At 61.9% G+C, this 19,152-nt stretch carries 17 protein-coding genes, 1 tRNA gene and 1 riboswitch; of the genes, 15 read left to right on the top strand and 3 right to left on the bottom strand.

Annotated features, from left to right (window positions below):
• Positions 1-98: 98 nt before the first annotated feature.
• A complete protein-coding gene (locus AC2A1F_RS09175) occupies positions 99-1,661 on the bottom strand; it encodes a DEAD/DEAH box helicase (RefSeq protein ID WP_484208461.1) in 1,563 nt (520 codons plus the stop codon).
• A gap of 434 nt (positions 1,662-2,095) precedes the next feature.
• Between AC2A1F_RS09175 and AC2A1F_RS09170 the strand changes: the two genes are divergently transcribed.
• Positions 2,096-2,284: a DUF1289 domain-containing protein gene (locus AC2A1F_RS09170; RefSeq protein ID WP_484208460.1), complete on the top strand. Its 189-nt coding sequence runs from the start codon at positions 2,096-2,098 to the stop codon at positions 2,282-2,284.
• On the opposite strand, the gene AC2A1F_RS09165 is transcribed toward AC2A1F_RS09170, so the two are convergent.
• Positions 2,257-3,588, bottom strand: coding sequence for an alginate export family protein (locus AC2A1F_RS09165; protein ID WP_484208459.1), 1,332 nt, complete (start codon positions 3,586-3,588; stop codon positions 2,257-2,259). The genes AC2A1F_RS09170 and AC2A1F_RS09165 overlap by 28 nt on opposite strands.
• A gap of 51 nt (positions 3,589-3,639) precedes the next feature.
• Positions 3,640-3,776: riboswitch (yybP-ykoY riboswitch) on the top strand.
• Between the two features lie 61 nt (positions 3,777-3,837).
• On the opposite strand from AC2A1F_RS09165, the gene AC2A1F_RS09160 reads away from it, so the two are divergent.
• Both AC2A1F_RS09160 and AC2A1F_RS09155 read left to right on the top strand, forming a co-directional pair.
• Positions 3,838-4,416 carry a TMEM165/GDT1 family protein gene (locus AC2A1F_RS09160; RefSeq protein WP_484208458.1) on the top strand — a complete coding sequence of 193 codons (579 nt, stop codon included), beginning with the start codon at positions 3,838-3,840 and terminating at the stop codon, positions 4,414-4,416.
• A gap of 39 nt (positions 4,417-4,455) precedes the next feature.
• The gene (locus AC2A1F_RS09155; RefSeq protein ID WP_484208457.1) at positions 4,456-4,944 is read left to right on the top strand and encodes an MmcB family DNA repair protein; all 489 of its coding nucleotides are present in this window, start codon (positions 4,456-4,458) and stop codon (positions 4,942-4,944) included.
• Between the two features lie 6 nt (positions 4,945-4,950).
• Here AC2A1F_RS09155 and AC2A1F_RS09150 read toward each other — a convergent pair whose 3' ends face one another.
• Positions 4,951-5,355, bottom strand: coding sequence for a hypothetical protein (locus tag AC2A1F_RS09150; RefSeq protein ID WP_484208456.1), 405 nt, complete (start codon positions 5,353-5,355; stop codon positions 4,951-4,953).
• 134 nt (positions 5,356-5,489) lie between these two features.
• Here AC2A1F_RS09150 and AC2A1F_RS09145 point away from each other — a divergent pair.
• The 12 genes from AC2A1F_RS09145 (at position 5,490) to AC2A1F_RS09090 (ending at position 19,062) form a co-directional block, all read left to right on the top strand.
• Positions 5,490-5,566 (top strand) — tRNA-Arg (locus tag AC2A1F_RS09145).
• A gap of 237 nt (positions 5,567-5,803) precedes the next feature.
• Complete coding sequence (gene repC, locus AC2A1F_RS09140) at positions 5,804-6,982, top strand: replication initiation protein RepC (protein WP_484208455.1); 1,179 nt, start codon at positions 5,804-5,806, stop codon at positions 6,980-6,982.
• Positions 6,983-7,336: 354 nt separating this feature from the next.
• Complete coding sequence (locus tag AC2A1F_RS09135) at positions 7,337-7,621, top strand: hypothetical protein (protein WP_484208454.1); 285 nt, start codon at positions 7,337-7,339, stop codon at positions 7,619-7,621.
• 331 nt (positions 7,622-7,952) lie between these two features.
• Positions 7,953-8,726, top strand: coding sequence for a ribbon-helix-helix domain-containing protein (locus tag AC2A1F_RS09130; RefSeq protein WP_484208453.1), 774 nt, complete (start codon positions 7,953-7,955; stop codon positions 8,724-8,726).
• The gene (mobF, locus tag AC2A1F_RS09125) at positions 8,723-11,785 is read left to right on the top strand and encodes a MobF family relaxase (RefSeq protein WP_484208452.1); all 3,063 of its coding nucleotides are present in this window, start codon (positions 8,723-8,725) and stop codon (positions 11,783-11,785) included. The genes AC2A1F_RS09130 and mobF overlap by 4 nt, the downstream gene beginning before the upstream one ends.
• A gap of 95 nt (positions 11,786-11,880) precedes the next feature.
• Positions 11,881-12,570 (top strand): ParA family partition ATPase, encoded by a 690-nt coding sequence (gene parA / locus AC2A1F_RS09120; RefSeq protein WP_484208451.1) that lies wholly within the window; start codon positions 11,881-11,883, stop codon positions 12,568-12,570.
• Positions 12,567-12,827, top strand: coding sequence for a ribbon-helix-helix domain-containing protein (locus tag AC2A1F_RS09115; RefSeq protein WP_484208450.1), 261 nt, complete (start codon positions 12,567-12,569; stop codon positions 12,825-12,827). Before parA ends, AC2A1F_RS09115 begins: the two co-directional genes overlap by 4 nt.
• A 138-nt stretch (positions 12,828-12,965) precedes the next feature.
• Complete coding sequence (locus tag AC2A1F_RS09110) at positions 12,966-13,214, top strand: hypothetical protein (protein ID WP_484208449.1); 249 nt, start codon at positions 12,966-12,968, stop codon at positions 13,212-13,214.
• 100 nt (positions 13,215-13,314) lie between these two features.
• Entirely contained in the window at positions 13,315-13,821 is a 507-nt protein-coding gene (locus tag AC2A1F_RS09105) for a hypothetical protein (protein WP_484208448.1), read from the top strand.
• 50 nt (positions 13,822-13,871) lie between these two features.
• On the top strand, positions 13,872-15,389 hold the full coding sequence (locus AC2A1F_RS09100) for a hypothetical protein (RefSeq protein WP_484208447.1): 1,518 nt from the start codon (positions 13,872-13,874) through the stop codon (positions 15,387-15,389).
• A 53-nt stretch (positions 15,390-15,442) separates the two neighbouring features.
• The gene (locus tag AC2A1F_RS09095) at positions 15,443-17,722 is read left to right on the top strand and encodes a phospholipase D-like domain-containing protein (protein ID WP_484208446.1); all 2,280 of its coding nucleotides are present in this window, start codon (positions 15,443-15,445) and stop codon (positions 17,720-17,722) included.
• A 344-nt stretch (positions 17,723-18,066) separates the two neighbouring features.
• Positions 18,067-19,062 carry a hypothetical protein gene (locus tag AC2A1F_RS09090; RefSeq protein WP_484208445.1) on the top strand — a complete coding sequence of 332 codons (996 nt, stop codon included), beginning with the start codon at positions 18,067-18,069 and terminating at the stop codon, positions 19,060-19,062.
• Positions 19,063-19,152 lie beyond the last annotated feature (90 nt).

Below are 19,152 nucleotides of genomic sequence, written 5' to 3'. Positions count from 1 at the left end.
TTGCTGGATTCCCGCCTGCGCGGGAATGACGATTGAACGATGCTTTCGTCATTCCCGCGAAGGCGGGAAACCAGTGAAGCCAAAATCAGTGCCCCAGATCAGCTTGCGCGGCGGACCTTGTTGCGGTGTGCGCCAACGCCGGGAGCGCCCCCGCCGCCGCCATTTCCATTACCGCGGGGGCGGAAATTGCGGGGCTGGGCGGCATCGCGTTCACCGCCATTGACGGTGGCATCGAGCACCGGATTGCGAACCGGACCACGATCATTCACGCCACCATCGCGGCGTTCCTGACGCGGGCTGACGTCGCGCGGGCGACCATCACGGCCCTGGGCCTTGCCACCGAACTTCTGGCCAGAGCTTTGGCCGGAATGCTGATTGCCGCGCGGTTGGTCACCGCGGTTCTGGCCGCTTCCACCACGGCCACCATTGCCGCGCTGGGCGCGGGCATCGTGGCGGGCATCGCGCTCTTCCTCGGCCGGCTTGCGGCTGGGGGCGGGCAGCTTGGCCGCTTCGGACAGGAAGTTTTCGGGCAGCGCCATCGTGTCGATCTTGAGGCGCGTCAGCTTTTCGATGTCCTTGAGGTACGGCTTTTCATCGGGTGCGCAGAAGCTCATCGCGATGCCATCGGCACCCGCGCGGGCCGTCCGCCCGATGCGGTGGACGTACTGTTCGGGCACGTTGGGCAGTTCGTAATTGAACACGTGTGACACGCCCGAAACGTCGATCCCGCGCGCAGCAATGTCAGTGGCGATAAGCACCGGGCATGAACCCTGACGGAACGCTTCCAGAGCGGCGGTGCGCTGCGCTTGGCTCTTGTTGCCGTGGATGGCGCGGGCTTCGATTCCGGCGGTGGTCAGATGACGCACCACGCGGTCTGCACCATGCTTGGTGCGGGTAAACACCAGCGCGCGGTCCATTTCTTTCGACGCCAGCAGCGTGCGGATGCGCAGTGTCAGAAGCGCCTGCTTTTCAGCCTGGTTAATGAAGGTGACGTACTGTTCAACGCGCTCGGCGGTGGTCGAGTTTGGGGCGACTTCGACGCGCACCGGGTTGACGATGAACTGCTTGCCCAGATCCTCGATCGCCTTTGGCATCGTGGCCGAGAAGAACAGGCTCTGCCGTGTCTTAGGCAGGAGGTTGGCCACACGCTTCAGCGCATGGATAAAGCCCAGATCCATCATCTGGTCAGCTTCATCGAGCACGAAGATTTCGGTGCGGCTGAGCGTCAGCGCGCGCTGATCGATCAGATCGAGCAGGCGGCCGGGGGTGGCGACGAGGATGTCGACACCGGGCACCAGACGGCGGGCCTGCTTGCCGACGGGAACGCCGCCGAACACGCATGCCACCGAGATGTTCAGGTACTTGGCGTAGCCTTCGATGTTGTCGGCAATCTGTGCAGCCAGTTCGCGCGTGGGCGAAAGAATCAGCATGCGGCACGATGCCGGCTTGCGATCAATCGGGTTGGCAGCGAGGCGGTGCAGCGAAGGCAGCGCGAAGGCTGCGGTCTTGCCGGTGCCGGTTTGCGCAATGCCGAGCAGATCGCGTCCTTCGAGCAGGGCAGGGATCGCCTGACGCTGGATCGGGGTGGGGTCGCTATAGCCCTTGGTGGCAAGCGCGCGGAGGATTGGTTCGGCAAGGCCGAGTTCAGCAAAAAATGACATAGGTATGCTTTCGTGGGAGCGCATCGGCAGATGTGCCGACGCGCAATTTGGGTTCGCTGGGCGCAAACGCCCAAAAGGCGCATGCGGGGTCGATCATGCGACCCGTGCGTGAAAGGGGAAGCGGGCGGGGCAAAAACCGTTCATCCGGGGCGGAACCAATGCCTTCAGGCAGATTCTCACGCCAGCACCCGGATTGCAGCGGAATGATCCACCGCCGGTCTTGCTGCCGTGCACTTAGGTGTGGAGTTTCCATAAAGCAAGGAAATTCGGGGAAAAGCAGGTTGCACAAGGCATCGCGCGCGGCCAACCTGCCTAGCAAAGGAGCAAGGCATGCCTCTGGTTGCGCGCGTTATCACCGGCTTGGCGCAGTGCACCGCGCCCGGTTTCAACACCCGGCTGACGGCCGAAGAGGTGTTTGGCAAAAGGTCTGTGCCATGACCTTGGCCGATCCGCCCAGCCCTTGCGCCAAGGTTTGCGCCATTGATTCAGCCAGCAAGCTTTGCCGGGGGTGCCATCGCACGTTGGATGAAATTACCGAATGGGGGTTTGCCAGCAGCCCACGCAAACATGCGATACTCGAAGCTGTTGCCCGCCGTCAGAAGGTAAGCGTCAGGTCTATGTAGCCATAGCGGGTATTGCCGCTGGCAGGCGCATTGGGGGCATCGCGCAGCAATCCGCGCTTCAGCAGCAACGCTGCGCCTGCATCCATTTGCAGTCTTTCGGGCCAGATCCAGTAGCGAACGCGTCCTTCGATCTGGTGTGCGCCGAGGCTGCCAGCTTCTCCGCTCGCATCGCGCACCCCGGTTGCAGCGAACTGGTCCCGTCGATCTTCGGCCCAGGCGGTGCGCCATGCAATGAACGCGTCACTGCGCTTTGACGGAGCGACTTCAAGCCGCGCCGATGGCGAGACGATGTTGCTGCGGCGAAAGGGTCCGTACAACCCGTTTGGCCCGAATTCAAAGCGGCGCGCGGAATAGAGAGTGTCGAAGCGGGTGAACGTGCCCGGCTTGCCACCATCCCCGCTGGCTGCATCAATCATGGCCAAAATCCGTGGCGTCCATTCAGCATCAAATGTGCGGCCCAGCTCTGCGTGGAAAAACCATGCAAAGACATCAAGATCGGTTCGATCAGCGGCAGACGTGGTGCGCCGTGCCTTGCCGAACTGCACCGCGCCTTCCAGATCGTGATCCCACTTGCCCGCCGCCGCCTTGGCAAAGTGCCGTGCGCCCAGCGTGCCGATGCGGCGGTTGGCAGTGGCCAGCCTTTTGCCATCACGCTCGATCAGGCCGAAGACATAGGGTTGTAGCGTGCCGCCTGCCACATCGGGCAAGGTGCCATGCGCGCCAAAGAACAGGACATCAAAGTTTTCGCGGTCCACCTTCACGCGGTCGGCCAGAATGCCTTCTGCGTCATCGGGCAGGCGCTGGTGCGGCAGGGTGAACACCAGATCCAGCCTGCGCCCAGCCCCGCCATCAAGTGCCAGATGCGCCCCTGTAAAGGCATTGGTGGTGTTGCGGAACCGCTGGCGCGCCATCATGCGGCGGTTGCCCAGGTCAAGCGTATAGCGCCCCAGCTTCAGCACGCTTTTGCCGCCCAACGGCACTTCGACATTGGCCTGCACCAGTTCGAAAGCGTTGACCTCTCTGGTATTGGCCGATGAACGCGCATCCTGCCCCCAAGCGCGCGCGTCCCACAACTCGGCGTTGAATCGCACCGCGCTTGCATCGTAACTGGCTGTGATTTCCGTGCGGAGCGACACCATCGTGTCCGTTTCGGGCGCTGGAGATGGGTTGAACTGGCCGTCTATGGATTCCAAGCGCAACCGGGCCGAAGCTGAAAGTGTTACAGGTCCTGCGGGCTGCTTCGCCAGCGCAAGGCCCGACCAGCTGACAAGCGCAGGCAAGGCGAGGCCGATGAGTTTCCGCATTGCTGCGCCGTAACCTGTGCTTGCACCTTTGGCCATAGGCCGTTATCGCGCGCCCACGTCACTTGGGGAGTAGCCACCGCTTAACAGCGGCCCTCAGCGTCAACATGCTTGGCCGAGAGGCCATGGCGCAGGCGGCGGGACCTTTTGCGGTCCACCGGGCGAGACCAATGACAGCGCGCTTTCTGCCCGGGCCGGGTGGAGGGGCCCGCTGTCGTTGGCCTGATCGCTCCACCCGGCCCCGGAATTACCATGATCCTCGAAGCGTTTACCACCTCCACCGCCATCGTTGCGCTGGCCGAAATCGGCGACAAGACGCAACTCCTTGCCATCGTGCTGGCCACGCGCTTCAAGCGCCCGCTGCCGATTGTGTTCGGCATTCTGGTGGCAACGCTGGCCAACCATTTCCTTGCCGCACTGCTGGGGGCAACGGCAGCCGCGTTTCTTGATGGCCAGTGGTTCCGCTTTGCCATTGCCGTGGGTTTCGTGGGCATGGGCCTATGGACATTGGTGCCTGATAAGCTGGACGCAGACGACACACCAAAGCCCTCTCGCTATGGCGCCTTTCTGACAACGCTAGTGGCCTTTTTCATCGTGGAGATGGGCGACAAAACCCAGATTGCCACGATCGCGCTGGGCGCGCGCTTCAATGATGCGCTTATGGTCACGGCGGGCACTACGCTGGGCATGATGATCGCCAATGTCCCTGCGGTGGTGTTCGGCCAAGCCCTGATCAAGCGCGTGCCGCTGGATATGGTGCGCATGATCGCAGCGGCGCTGCTGGTAGCGACCGGCGTGTGGCTGTTCGTGCAGACGCTGGGGCTGTGGTAGGCGCTTTACCTGTTCGTCATTTGTTCTTAACCTGATGCCATGATCGAATCACTTACGGCAAATCAGGACATTATTGAGCGTGAGGCGAAGGCCGTAACGCGCGGGATATGTCGCCTTTTCGCGCGAAATGATATCTGGTGCTTGGCTGAAATGCCCTTGCGGTCTGGCCGCCGGGCCGATCTGATGGGCATTGATGCCAAAGGGCAGGTGGTGATCGTAGAGATCAAGGTCAGCCGCGCCGATCTGCTGGGCGATGCCAAGTGGACCGATTACCTTGATCATTGCGACAGGTTCTATTGGGGGCTGGCACCGCACCTTGATCGGTCGGTGCTTGAGACGGAAAACTTTCTGCCGCACGCCTGCGGGGTGATCGTGGCCGATGGCTATGACGCTGAAATCCTGCGTCCTGCACCCACGATTCCGCTCGCTGCCGCACGGCGCAAGGCCGAAGTGGAAAGGTTGGCGCGCACGGCGCTGAGGCGACAGCTGGTCAGCCTCGATCCCGAATGTAGTGCCTGGGCGCAATAATCCGGTTCAGGGCCTGCGCTTTATTCCCAACGGCGGGATCAGCGTCAGCAGAGCGCTGCGGGCTTCAACGAATTCGTGCCATAGCGCAGTGGCTGCCGCCGCCGGTGATTGGCCTTTCGCTGAAATCGCCAATAAGGCAGCGAGCCCGGGTTCCATGATCGCCGCCAGATCATCCACGCCCTGCTTGGCGTGATCATAGCGCCAACCGCCAGTATCGCGCATGATGGCCGGAAAATTGCGCACTTCGGGCTTGCGCATTTCAGGCTGCAATCCCGCCAGCTTGCACACCACGGTCGAAGCATCGTGGAGAGCCGACCATTTCATCGACATGGCATTGCCCGAAGCCTGGCCGAACTCGGCCCGAGGTTCGGTTGACCGCGAATCAGATTGGGCCGGGGAAAGTGGTTGCATGGCTGTGGTTTTACAGGCCAGCGCGCTACCAAATCCCTAAGCAAATGCCGATTGTGGTCCTTTATGGCCAATGACTGACAAGAAAAACCACTGGCAACCGCGCAACGGCACTGCTAGTTGCGCCTCTGGCTTAGGCACCCGTAGCTCAGCTGGATAGAGTACTGCCCTCCGAAGGCAGGGGTCACAGGTTCGAATCCTGTCGGGTGCACCAGATTCTTCAAGTAAAATCAGGGAGTTGGCTGTTTGAGCCGACTCGGGAAAATCGGCTCGGTGCACAGTATGTGCACATAACGCGGATTTCCGACCCTCCAGACCGATGGCGCAAACGAAAAACCGCCGGAAGGGCTGGCACCCTTCACAGCGGTCATTTCGATAGCTTCGCGGCTATTCTTCCCATTTACGCGACCCGCGAATCGGGTGCAAGGGCAAACCTTGCGGGAGGTGCTTCATGAGCATCTCTTTGGCACACAACGGGCTTCCACCCGGTGTCACCCACTTCAACATGGCTGACTTGATCGAGAAGATCGCGTCAGGGTCTCGCCGCGAGGAACGCCTGTCGGCGACCGCGGTGCGCGTCCTGAAGCACTACCTGCTCGGCTGCCGGTCGTCCGACTTTGAGCGTGGCAAGATTTGCGGGGTGTGGGAGCAACCACAAACCACGGCTCAGACGCTGCGCATCTCAACGAAGGTCCTGCACAACGCTGAAGCCGAACTTGAACGCGGCGGGTTCATCGAGCGGAGCCATGTTCCCCATGCGCGTCGCACCGGTCAGCGGCGTGACGGCGTAATCGTCAGCCTTGCGGGGATCAGCCTACGTCCGCTCATCGATGGCTATGGCCGGTGGAAGGCCCGGCTTGAGGCAATGGAGTTGCACGAGCGGGCGGTTACTTCATTGCGGCACGAGATTGTCATGCTCGGTCGCGAGATCCGCGCGACGCAGGCGGCTGCTGTGATCGAAGAGGCAGAACGTATTCTGCCCCGGGGACGCGTGTCCCGCATCACCTCCATAGAGAAGCTGGGTGCCTTGAAGGGCATGCTCGAGGCGCTGCTGGTGCAACTGGATCTTCCGTCCGGTGACACGAAATCTTCCCACCGGACGGAAGAAATCTTCGCACCCAATATACCTGTCAAAGACTCGTCCAAAAACCGTAAGCGCGCGACTGGCGCTGATCGGTCGGACGAGGTCTCCCCAGCAATGGCTGCCAGCCTTGCCAGTGGAGACTATCGCAGCCTGCTGCCTTCAGACCGGCAACCGAGCTGGCCAGACATTGTTGACGCGTCGGCTATCGCCTGCCGTTGGCACAATGTCTCACAACCGGCCTGGGCAGAGGCGTGCGAAAGGCTGGGGCGCGAGCGTGCGGCGCTATGCGTCCTGGTCATCGACCGCAACGCGCGATTGCCAAGCGATCACCGCTACCGAGCGCGGTCAGGCAGGAAATGCCTGAGCGGGCTGCTGCGGAACGCCTCGAGCCTGTTGCCCATGATCAAGGCTGCCAAGGGCTATCCAGAGGGGAGCTTGCCGGACCGCCAATTCGAACCGGAGATGTCAGCCCCCAGAACCGGCCAGAGTTTTGCAGGAGCATGTCTGTCAGCCTTGGCGAAGCTCTCCGGGGAGGTGCAGCCATGACAGAAACGCGAAACACAAGCCTTTGGGCAGAGCTGGAGGCGGGCAACATCTGGTGGCCGTCCTACAAGCCCCGGCGGGACCCCGTTTTGAGCTGGCGCCATGCCGCGGCGATCCTGATGCGCGACATTGATCCGGAGCCGATCTTCGATGCCCTGCCAGCGGTGTTCGGGGAGATGTACGATCTCACCGCACACGAAGTCTCCGATCAACTCCCAGTTCCTGACGGCCAGGTCCTTTGGCCTGTGTGGCTGGAAAGCTGGGTCAGCCATTTCGACCATTGGCACGTGGCACGACCCGGTCAGGCAACTCGTCGAGCAGCATTGTACCACTCCAGATGCCCGGGTCATTGCCGGCATGCTGACGAGGCTGGACGGGGCCGCCTTCTGTGACTTCGTCCTTCAGGCTTACGAGAGAGCGGTCATTCTGCGGTCACTCGGTGGGGCGCCCATCGGCGATGACCCGCTGCCGATCGTCCAGACGATCCCGAATGCGGCACCGTTCGAGCGGCTCAGCTACGGCTTTTACCAGCGGTTCTGCGCCGAGCTGAACCGGGAGGCTGAGCCTCCACCGACCCCGATGTCGGGCCTGGATTTCGACCGAGCCGGAAACCCCAACATATTTGGCGGAGACGTCACATGAACACTGCACAGAACGCGATCATCGCTTTCCGGCTGCTCGGTCGGTGGCACCCGGCAGGAAATGCCAAGCCACGTTATGACTCCCCACCATCAGAACGTCAGTCACGAAGCAGCGCATATAGAAGTGCACACTCCACGCTGAATTCGAGCGGTGGCAAGGGGTGCGCAAACCCGCAGAAATCAGCCATTCTAGGCCCTAGGCGCGGTTCTAGGGGCGACCAAAAAGCACTGCAAAGCTGTCGCGCACAGCAGCGTGGCCTTCTAGAACATCTCTATATCAGACACTTAGATTGTAGGCCCGTCGATCTCCCTGCAATCCGGGGGAGGGTCTGATGGCACAGGTCAATGTCTCGGTTGAGGACCGCATCCTTGCCGCCCTCGACAGGGTTGCGCAGGCAAAAGCGCTCAGTCGGCCCGAGCTTTTGCGCAAGGCGATCCAGGAGCTGATCGAGGCGCACGATGCCGGTCGGCCGACCTTCCAGACCGAAGCTGCGCCCAAGCTCGATGCGACCGTCAGCGGGCTGGTTCACCAGTTGCGGGAGCTGGTGATGGAGCTGGACCGGGCACAAGCGGACAATGCGCGGATGCTTGGCAAGCTGACCGAGAAGTGGAACGGCGGCGAGGAAGCCAATCGCATCGCCCTGCAGAAGCTGATTGTCGAGCTTCGCGAGCTGGATGAAGCCGGCCTCTCGCCGTTCATGACGCAGACTGGTGAGCTGCTGTCAGCCTTCGATGCGCTGGAGCCCAAGCTGCTAGGGCTGCTCGAGCCGCACTTGGCGAAGATTTCCGCGCAGCTTGATCGGTCGATAAAGCTGGCGAGCGAGCCGCGGCAGATGAGATCCATCTACCTCGGTGACAACCGCTTTCTGTCGCTCAAGTTTCTGTCGGCATGCGGAGGTTTGGCGCTTTTTATCGGCGCGCTCATTGCAACAATCCTGCCTACCCAGTTCGATGGCTGGTCGGTCTGGCAGTCAGCCAAACTGATCGATCACCCTGCGAAAATGTGTCGGCTGATCGCCCGCAAGTACGGTGTCACCGATTGCAGGGTTCCAGAGCAGGAGCGCGATCTCGGCCTGCGCGTCATTGCCCATGAGGACCGGCGATGATTACGCTCGGCAGCATAGGCTCGGCTTCATCCGCAGCGGAGTACTACTCCCAGGACAACTACTACACCGCTGATCAGACGCAGGATGCCAGCGCGTGGTTTGGCAAAGGTGCCGAGGCGTTGGGCCTGACCGGCAAGGTGGAGGAACAGACCTTTGCCGCTGTGCTCGAGGGCAAGCTTCCCGACGGGTCGGTCATTGCCGGGAAGGCCGGCGTGCATCGCCCCGGCGTTGATCTCACCTTCTCGGCGTCGAAGTCCGTGTCGCTGGTGGCGATGCTCGGCGGCGACAAGCGTCTGGTCGAAGCGCTGAAACAGTCGGTTTCGGCGACACTGCGGTGGGCGGAGAAGAACGTTGTCGAAGCGCGTGTCTGGGATGCGGCGCAAGGGCGGCAGGTGCCAGAGCGTACTGGCAACATTATCGCCGCGACCTTCCTGCATGACGTGAACCGGAATGGCGAGCCGCAACTACACATCCACGCCGTCATCGCCAACGCGACCAAAGCCTCGGATGGCAAATGGCATGCGGTGCGAAATGATGAACTCTATCGCGCGCAGCATGTGCTGTCGGCGGTCCACAACGCCGAACTGCGCAGCCGTGTCGAAGCCTTGGGCTACGAGACCGTGCCTGCCCGCAATGCCATCGATGGTGCTTTCGAGATCAAGGGTGTGACGCGGGAGGCAGTTGAGGCGTTCTCGTCGCGCCGCGCGGAAATCCTCGCCGAGCTGGCCAAGGAGGACAGAGGCAGTGCACGCGAGCGCGAATTGGCGGCGCTATCGACACGGCGTGGAAAGGAGCTGGAGCCCGATGCGGCGCGGCAGGTCGCGGCGTGGAAGGAGACCGCCCGCGCCATCGGCTTCGATCCGGCCCGGCTGATCCAAAACGCTATGGCACGAGTGGCGGGCGAACAGACCGTCTGGTCGCGCGTCGTTGACGGCATTCGCGGCATCGGTGAGCGCGGCATGGCGATTGCCAGTGCCATGGGGCTGACCCCACGCGATCGTGATCCGCTGGTGCCCGAACGCCTCGGCCGACTTGAACCCAAGGTCTTTGCCGCAGCGCAAGCGGTGGCGTCGGCTGCGCGGGAACTTGGCGAACGCGAAGCCGCCTTTTCCCGCAATGATCTGATCCGCACCGCGCTCGAACGGCAGGGCCCGATCACCGTCGACATGATCGAGGCGCGGATCGATGTGTTGCAGGAGCGGGGACTGCTGGTCGGCAGCGGCCCGGCGGATCGCGACCGCATGCTGACCACCGAGCAGGCGCTGGCCATGGAGACCAAGGTCATCTCCTTGGCGCAGGCGGGCAAGGACGGCGTTCAGCCCATTGCTGATAAGGAGGGTGTCGTCGCGCGGCTGCAGGAGCAAGCGCGGGCCATCGGCCTGCGTCGCCTCAATCCCGGGCAGGAGCAGGCGGGCGTCGCGATCCTCACCTCCAAGGACCGCGTGCATCTGGTTCAGGGCGGCGCGGGTGTGGGAAAGTCGGCGGCGCTGGCTCCGGTCGCAGCCATTGCGCGGGAGGAAGGGCGGCAGGTTGTCGCGCTGTCCCACGTGGGCCGGATCGCGCGGGAGTTTGGGGAGAAGACAGCCAGTCCGGCATCGACCGTCGATGCGTTTTTGGCACGGTATGCCCGTGTCATCGATGGCAGTGCCAGCGCGGATAAGGTGGCAGCGGCAAGGGCAGAGCTGTCCGGTGCGCTGGTGATGGTGGATGAGGCCAGTCAGATCGGCACAGACCGGCTCGCGCGGCTGATCGCCCTCGCCAACCAGATGGACGTGGGAAAGCTGGTGCTCGCCGGTGACATCAAGCAACTGCCCGCCATCGAAGCCGGCAAGCCCTTCGCGCAGTTGCAGCAGCAGGATCTCAGGCAGAGCCAGATCACCGAGAACCTGCGGGCGCAGACCCCGCAGATGCAGGCTATCAACCGCGCGCTCGAACAGGGCGACGTCGCGCAGGCCTTCGCCGCACTCAAACCTGCGACCATCGAAGTTGCGCCGGGCAAGATCGCGGGCATCGCCGCCGACATGTGGGCCGACCTGCCCAAGGAGCAGCGCGACAACACCATCCTTCTGGCGGCAGGGCGCGCGATGCGCAGCGCGGGCAATGCCGCTGCGCAGGCTTCGCTCATCGATCGTGGCCAAATCAGCGCGCGGGGGATCAGACTCGAGGTGCTCGACCGCGTCACCGTCACCCGCGAAGGTGCGCGGCAGTTGAAGGGCTATCAGGAGGGGCGCATTGTTGCATTCGAGACCAACCTGACCAGGCTGGGTTTTGCCCGCAGTGAGCGGGGAACGGTCATCGGCGTCAAGGACGGTAAGGTCGAGCTAGCCATGCCCAATGGCGAAGTGCGGCGCTTCGATCCGGACCGTCTGCCCCGCAACCTCAAACACGATGCGGTCACTATCTTCGAGCGCAAACAGATTGCCCTCCACCAGGGCGACCGCATCCGCTGGACCGCCAAAGATGGCGCGCGCGGACTGCTCAACGGCGACATCGCACATGTCACGCGGATCGACGGCGGCACCATCACTGTGACGGCCAGCGACGGCAAGCTGCACGATCTTCCGCGCGGCGATCCGATGCTGGAGCGGCTCGACCTCGCCTACGCCATCAACGTCCACGTCGCGCAGGGGATGACCGCGCAGAACGGCATCATCATGATGTCCGAGCGCGAGCGGATGCTCAACACTTCTGCCTCCTTCCTAGTCGCGGTGACTCGGATCGCGGAGAATGCGACACTTGTCACCGACAACCCTGACCGGGTCGAACGCCAGGTCGATACGCGCTCCGGCGCAAAGACCAGCGCGCTCGAGACCGCCCGCGGGGATACGAACGGGGACCGTCCAAATCAGCAAGAGGTCGCGGCCATGTCCGAAGACCTAAAGAAACTCGCTGAAAAGCTTGGCCCAGAGTTCGCGCTGGCAGTGCTCACCAACAAGGAGCGCGACATCACGCTCGAAAAATCCCTCTACCGCAGCGAACCCGGAAGGGGCTCCGGCGACCGGGAGATGGACCGGGAGCGCCAACTCGAGCGAGAGCGCGACCTCGAGCGGGGCCGCTGACCATGTCGACACCCGCACATCCCATGTCGACACCCGCACATCACCACAATCGCACAGCATCACATGCCCACATGTGAACATGAGGACCGCCGCACATGACCACGCATTCATATGCCCACACCCGAACTGTCGCCATCATCAGTCAGAAGGGTGGCGCTGGAAAAACCACGCTCGCTATTCATCTCGCCGCCGCTGCTACCCGTGTAGGGCGGGTCAGCCTGTTGATCGATACCGACCCGCAGGCCAGCGCCTCGCAATGGGCCGAGTGGCGGAAGGGCACGCCTCCCGAGGTGATCGACAGCGCTCCGCCGCGCATCCCGGCCAAGATCGCTGCGGCTGCCGCGCAGGGGGCCGAGTTGATCGTGATCGATACGCCGCCGCACGCCGATCTTGCGGCCAGCAAGGCGGCCGAGTGCGCTGACCTGGTGCTGATCCCATGCCGCCCCAGCGCCTTCGACCTCGCCGCCATGCGCACGACAATCCGTCTGGTCGAACTGCTGGCGCGTCCCGCCTTCGTAGTGTTCACCGCCGGGCCGCCCCATGCGCCGCACATCTATGCCGATGCCCGCGAGCTGGTGGCAGGTTTCGGCGGTCAGACCTGTCCCATCATCCTGCCGGACCGCGCCGCCTATCGTCATGCGGTCGCAGGCGGGCAGACGGTGTTCGAGCTCGATCCCGGCGGAAAGGCGGCCAGCGAGATCGAACAGCTTCACATGTGGACGTGTGAACAACTCCATATGTCCACGCGCCCGCAGACCCCGGCACAGCAGAGGAAGACCGCATGAACCGCTTCGCCAATCTTGCCGATCGCCAGCCCAAGAATGACGAGGCGGACCAGACCGCACCGGCATCACCGGTCGCCCATATCCCGACGCCGCCAAGCCGCGTCGGTCGCAAGGCGATCTCAGGCTACTTTTCACCCGAGCTATCGCTTGCCTTGCACACCTGCGCCCGGCGCCATGGTCTTAGCCTTCAGGATCTGATGGCCGAAGCCTTCGACGACGTCCTACGCAAGTACGGCGAGAGCCCGATCGGGCGCTAGTCGATCCCCAAGCCGGGCTGGGAGAAAGGGGGGTGTGGCGATGTGAGCGTGTGTGACTGTGCACATGTGAACGTGTGAACATGAGGGTAGCGCCAGCTCAATCGAGCCGCCGAAACCTTTCAACAACAGGAGAAACCGATGCGATTGTTCCAGTGGCTGACCGATCTGTTCGCAGGATCAAGTGACCCGCAGCAGCCCTCCTTTGACGAGGGCGTCTCCATCAACCCTGCCACCGGGCTCCCCATGACCGGGCCGGGCCTCGGCGGCGTAGATGTCGGAGGCAATCCCTTCGGCCAGAATCTGGACCGCTGGGACGACCATCATCCCCATAATGGCGATGATCATCGTGCGCCGGGTTCGACCGGCAGCGGAATGGATCTTTGGTAGGCACTCTGGCTCTGGTCTGGCGTCTCAAAGCTGACGAGGCCCGGAGTCATCGGTATTCGAAAGGCCCATTATGACCTCTATCCAACGCACCGCGTCCGGCTTGCGGTTCATCGCGCGTCCGAAAACAACCCGGATCGAGCGGATCGCATTTTCCGTTTTCCGCCATTGGCGTTGGACCGGAATTGCCGTGTCCAGCCTGCTCACTGCCGGCTTGATGTTGTTGTCGGGCACACTGACAGCAGGGCTTCACGCAGAAGAGCCCATCCGCGCTGGTACCATCGGTTTCCTGCTCGCGATCCTGCTTCTCGCGGTGCCTGTCTGGCATGTATCTCGCATCGAGCTGCGCGCCGCCCCCGCATGGATGATCCGTGCGGCACTGGCTACCGCCACCGACAATGAGCGCGCCTTCCTGTTCGAGCGGCTCCTGCAACTCGCTACATCAGAATGGCGCATCGATCCAATCAGCTGCGGCGCGCTGCTCTATTTGTACCGAGAAGCGAAGCTCAACTTTGGTGATCTCGTCTCGCTAGAAAGCGAACGGCTCATGTCGCAGCGTGATGAGCAGGTTGCGGCCTTGCGCAAAGTTGCCATTGCAACAAAGACATAGTCTAGTATCTTCACCTCGGCGGCATTGAAAAGCGGCGCGCAGGAGGTAACTTGGACGCTCTTCCGCAGTGGACGACCAAAATCGACAAGCGGGGTCTCGATCCGCTCGGAATGCAGAACGCAGGCGTGGGCTTGTATCAAGATCTGCTACCCGGAATCAGCAACATCACACTGCGGATGCGATACTACGGGTTTTTTTGCTGGCTCAGCGACGCCTACGCACGCCGCGGTGTGACGACTGATTTTGAGCTGTGGCGCAAGTGGGTACGGCGGGCCGAGGCCCTATTTGCCCTCGTTTGTGCTGACGCAAGCGGCGAGGGTGGAGTAGGAGGCATCGAGTGGGCCAGTGAAGCGCTTCAAAGCGGTGAGGCGGTTATCGATTTCGATGCGGCGGCGTCGACAGACGCCGATGTGAAGCGATATCTCATACAGAGTCTCGGTGTTTTCGGCGCGGCGTACTTCACGCAGATGCAGGAAATGGGGCTCTTCGAGCTCGGGCCAAATGGCATTCAGCGGGTCACCCCAAACGCTGGTCTTGAATTGGCGAATGCCTTTCGCGCATCGATTGGTCCGGATATCGAAACGATGTTCACCGCGGCAATGGATGCGGCCCAAGTCGATCGAGATACCCTAAAGGCCCTACATCCGATTGTGCCGTCGGCGATTCCTGATCCATCAGACGAACGGGTGGTTTACGAGAAGGTACTGTTTGCTGGCGGACCGGCAGCGATAGCTGAAGACAAAAGCCGTCGTGACAGCCTCAGCCTGATCCTCGAGGTCGCAGGGCGTAAGGCTGAGCGACCGACGCCGGAAAACTTTCGATGGGCGCTGTTTGATCCTCCATCGACCCCGCTTTCAGCTGATCTCGAAGGCCAACGTCTGCGCTGGGAGGCGTATCAATGTCAGGACCTGTTTCAGGTCGCTGCGGCAAGTTTGCTCGCTTGGTCTATCTCGATCATAGGAGAGACTGATGAAGGCGCCAGAATCCCTGAAATCCGGGATGCGGTCGAGGCGCGGTTAACACAGGCAGATACCGCGTCTGCGAGCGTTGCATGGTCGGATCTGCGGGACGCTATGGACATCGAAGGGTTTGCCTGGCGAGAGGTTTGGTCGAAGCTCACCGGCAGACGAGGATCACCGGAGGAGAAATCTTGGGATGCAGTCCGGCTGATCGCCTCGCTTCATCGCCGCGTCGCGATCCGCACTGATCTCGCAGACACAATGCGCAAGGTGTTGCCAATCAATGGGCAGGCTCGATCGATCGTCACAGAGTTGCGCTGGTTTGAGGGCCAGAATGCCCGTTCTGTCGCCGATGTCGTCGGAGAATACGTCGTGCAGCGTGTGGTCCTCCGCCATAGCTGGGTCGCAATGCAGAAACTGAGACGCCAGCGTGACTATACCTTCCTGTTTGAGGCGCGGGACGGCAGGCTAGTACACCGGGCCGCATATCAACCCGTGCCGACCACACCGCGCTTGGCGCCGGCGATCCAGTTCCTCGAAGATGTCCACCTTGTGAGTGCGGACGGTTTGACCGCGCGAGGGCGCGCACTGCTCGGAGCGAACCGTTGAAGCTGCCGGAGCGGCTAGCAAGGCGGAAGGGCAGAGGCTTCCACTCGGCGGTAGTGACAAGCTTCTCGCTCGAGTTTGCCGCGTTCGAAGAAGTGATGCTTCCGCAGATATCGGCGTCGGGCGCGACAAATGTGCTTCTGATTGCAGACGGTCGCATGGCGACAATGGCGCTGAGTGACGGATCCGCCCTGCCGGAAGCTTTGGGCAGAGATTACGTGCTGCATTCGCCTCCTGTCTCAGACGGGATATTCCACCCAAAAGTTGTCTTGCAGGTGGGGCGCGAGGGCGGTCGATGCTTCGTCAGTTCAGCGAATGTCACGGGCGCAGGTCTAGGCGGCAATGTCGAAGTTGCGGTCGAAATCGAATGCGGCATTGAACCCGGTCCCGAGAAGGAGATTGTGCAAGCGGCGTGGCGTTATGTCGATGCCCTGGTGCCCGCCGACGCGGGCGCTGCACGCGAGGCAATTGTCTGGGCTCGTGATCGTGCGCCCTGGCTGGACGGAGGCGGGAAGGAAGAAAGTCTTCACCATTTAAGCGATGGCACAGCAATTGCGTTCCTTGCGAGGCCAGGCGGCGAGGGAATCGGCACACGATTCTGCGGCATGATTGGCGATGAAGCAGTCGAACAGTTGCTCATCGTCAGCCCGTACTGGGACCAAAATCTGGAGGCCGTTCAGGACCTGACCCGCTTGCTCGCCCCTGAGCGCACAAAGATCCTGCTGGATGTAGCTCGGCACGAATTCCCAATAGGCACAGTGATGCCGCCAAGGTGTGACATCATCGACATTTCAGGCTGGCAAGCTAGCCGATTCAAGCATGCTAAGGTCATCATTGCGGTCACACAGACGCACGACCATGTGCTCAGTGGCAGCGCCAATTGCACTGTCGCGGCGTTAGGGCGTGAGGGCTTCCTCGGCACTAACGCTGAGGCGTGCATCTATCGACGACTGCCGAGGGGCGCAGCCACAGCAGCGCTCGAGGTGGACAAATGGTTGGAAGCGGACCCGTTTCCCTTCACCGATCTTCCTGAACCGGTGGGGACGACAGCCATACCGCTCGACGAAATGAATGCGGGAGGAGCTGGCACATTTGAGACGGAGGGTGGCAGGCTCAGTTGGCGCAGACCGCCGGAGCGTTGGAACGATGGTATCGTCATCCTGTCGAGTGCGTCCGGCGACATCGTGGCCGAGATCGAAGTGGCGAGCTTCGCAGAAGCGGGTGACCGATTGACGGCGTGGGTGGGTGAAGGCGTGCTCGAACTCGCTGCGTTCGCGCAGGTTCGTTCAAGCACCAGCGAGTCATTGCGTGGCTTCGTAGTCCATCGATCGGCACTGCGCGCGCGGCGGCGGGAGTCTGTCAGCGGACGCGTCAGCAATGCGCTGGCGACTTTCGACGATGCATCGGAGATGCAGCTCCGGATGCTTCAGATGTTCGACGAGTTAGCCAGAGCCGACGTAGAGGAAGAGGGCACCGACGAGGTCGCCACTCGCAAAACTGCGCGCGCAAAGTCTGCTGCTTCAACCGAACCTCCGGAGGTCAGCTTCATGACCTACGAGGAATTCATGGCCGCCCGCCCAACGCGAAAGGGAAGGGGTGGCCGCAGCGATAGTTCTGTTGCCGGCACGCATTTTGACAGCGTTCGTGCACTGTTGAATCGCCTGTCCGGCGTGGAGCACAAGCAAGCGGGTGGTCGCGGCCCTCAGGACGATGGATCGTGGATGGATCTCGGTGATGAGACTGGTGAGCTCGCGGATACCAGCGAACCTTCAGAGGCGGAAGAAGCCGTCGAGCCGAAAACTCGCCCCGCTCCCGATATGGCGGCCTACGACCGTGCCGTTAAAGCCTACGTGGAGGGGGTCACCGCGGAAGGTAGAACTATCGGTCCACGCGAGGTGCTACGCCTGCGACTCTGGATTGCGCTCGTGCTGTGGGAAGCAAGATGTGAGGCAGCCCCGAAGGGGATGCCCGCGGTGGCAGATGACAAGGGTTGGCCACGGTTGGTTGTCAGGGTCGTTGCCGCTTTTTTTAGGGGCAAGAATGCCCCGATCGGAAGACTGGTGATGTCTAGCGATTATGCCGACATGCCGGTGGACTTCTTCGAATGCTGGTCCACCATCTTATGGGCACTGGACGCTATCATTGCACTGGTGCCCGATCAGCCGAGAACGCGTGAATTTAAGAAGCGGATACCTACTCTCCGCGCCCGGGTCGTGACAGCTCTTGGCCTGACGCATGCGGAATTGCTGGGCGAACCGATGAAGTCGCAGCGCCTGGGGCTCAATGCTGAGTTGGGAAATCGCCTAGGTGTACTGCTGGACGAGAGTGCGTCGTAATGCGTTGTCTATCGACCACGAACGTCCGGAAGCACGCGACCAACTCACGTCGTTGCAGTGCACCGAGGTGATCGTCGGCTATCGCCAAAACCTTCCGTTGCCATATGATCGCGGACGCACGCCGCTCCCGCCCCATTGCTGACAATTTGAGGAAAAACGGATCTTTCGATAGCTGCCGGTCATTTATAGGGGTGCAATACCCCAAAAGCATCTGCGTGTTGGTTCTGCGATGATGGCGGCGACAGGTATGGAGCCAATGGCAGCGAACTGCCCATTCTGGAGACGCGCGAAGCTCGGCATCGCGCAGGCTCGACATCGGACGACATTGCCTCCAGTTTGAGGCCATGAAGCAGAAGCCGCTAAAGACTGAACTGCACCATTGGTGGCCGCGAACGCTGGCCGATCATTGGTCTGCGGGAGATGGCATGGTCTCGGTGATCCGACCGGACGGAACCGTGCGCCGCGCGCCGCCCGGCGCATTCGGCGCGATCACCAATGCCCATCATATGAAGATGGGCGGGCCATGGGACTCGACCTTTGAGCCGATCTTCAATGAGCCCGACAATGAAATTGCGGCGTTTGTGCAATGGCTGGCGACGCTCGATGCTTCGCTAGCGACGCCCGACCGGGCGATGGTTGAGCGGATTTTGCCGCAACCGCTCCCCGAAGAACGCGCATCACAGATTGCCCGCGTCACTGCATCGTTACTGGCCCGCAGTCCGAACATTCGCGCGGCGATCAAGCGGACCACCGAATATCATCGGCGCAATTTCGGGCTGGTCGATCCCACCGCCGACAAGACGCTGATCGCTGCAAACCAGCGTGGGCTCTATGACGCCTATCGCAAGCGCATGATGCATGGCCGTTGGGCGATTTTGTTCAGCGACGAAAAGGAGTTCATTGCGGGAGACGGCTTTCTGCACAATTTTCCTGCCTCGCAGGACGCGCTCAACTCCGGGCTAAAGCTAACGCTACCGATCTTGCCGACGGCGACGATCGTCTACATGTCGCCAATGCAATATCCCTCTGAGCCACGCCTAGTGACGCTGCGGCTTGGCGCCCAGGAGGTGGAACGGCTGAACGAGATCACTCAGGTTTACGCCAGCGACTTCCTCTTCTATCGCGACGACAAGCCCGAACTCTACGAAGCCTTCCAGCACGGTGGGCATCGCCAGTTCCGATATCATGGTCATCACTGGCTCGATCCGATGCTCGACGATCTGTCGCAGTATAACTGCTGGGGGAAGGGCGGCGCTGCCGGCATCTCTGGCCGCCGCCCTTATAGCGAATCGCTACAAGGCAATCGCTGGCTCGACGGTCTGGTTGCCCGGGGCAAATAGCTTTAGGTCCGTAGTAGTAGCACGGCATGCGTTGCCTCGTCGCTCACTGGCGATCGGCTACCTCTCAGCAGCTTTGCCCAGCCTTATGCT

The sequence above is a fragment of the Novosphingobium sp. HNCC26BN242 genome, from assembly GCF_057180525.1.
This window is presented reverse-complemented; position numbering and strand designations above follow the sequence as displayed.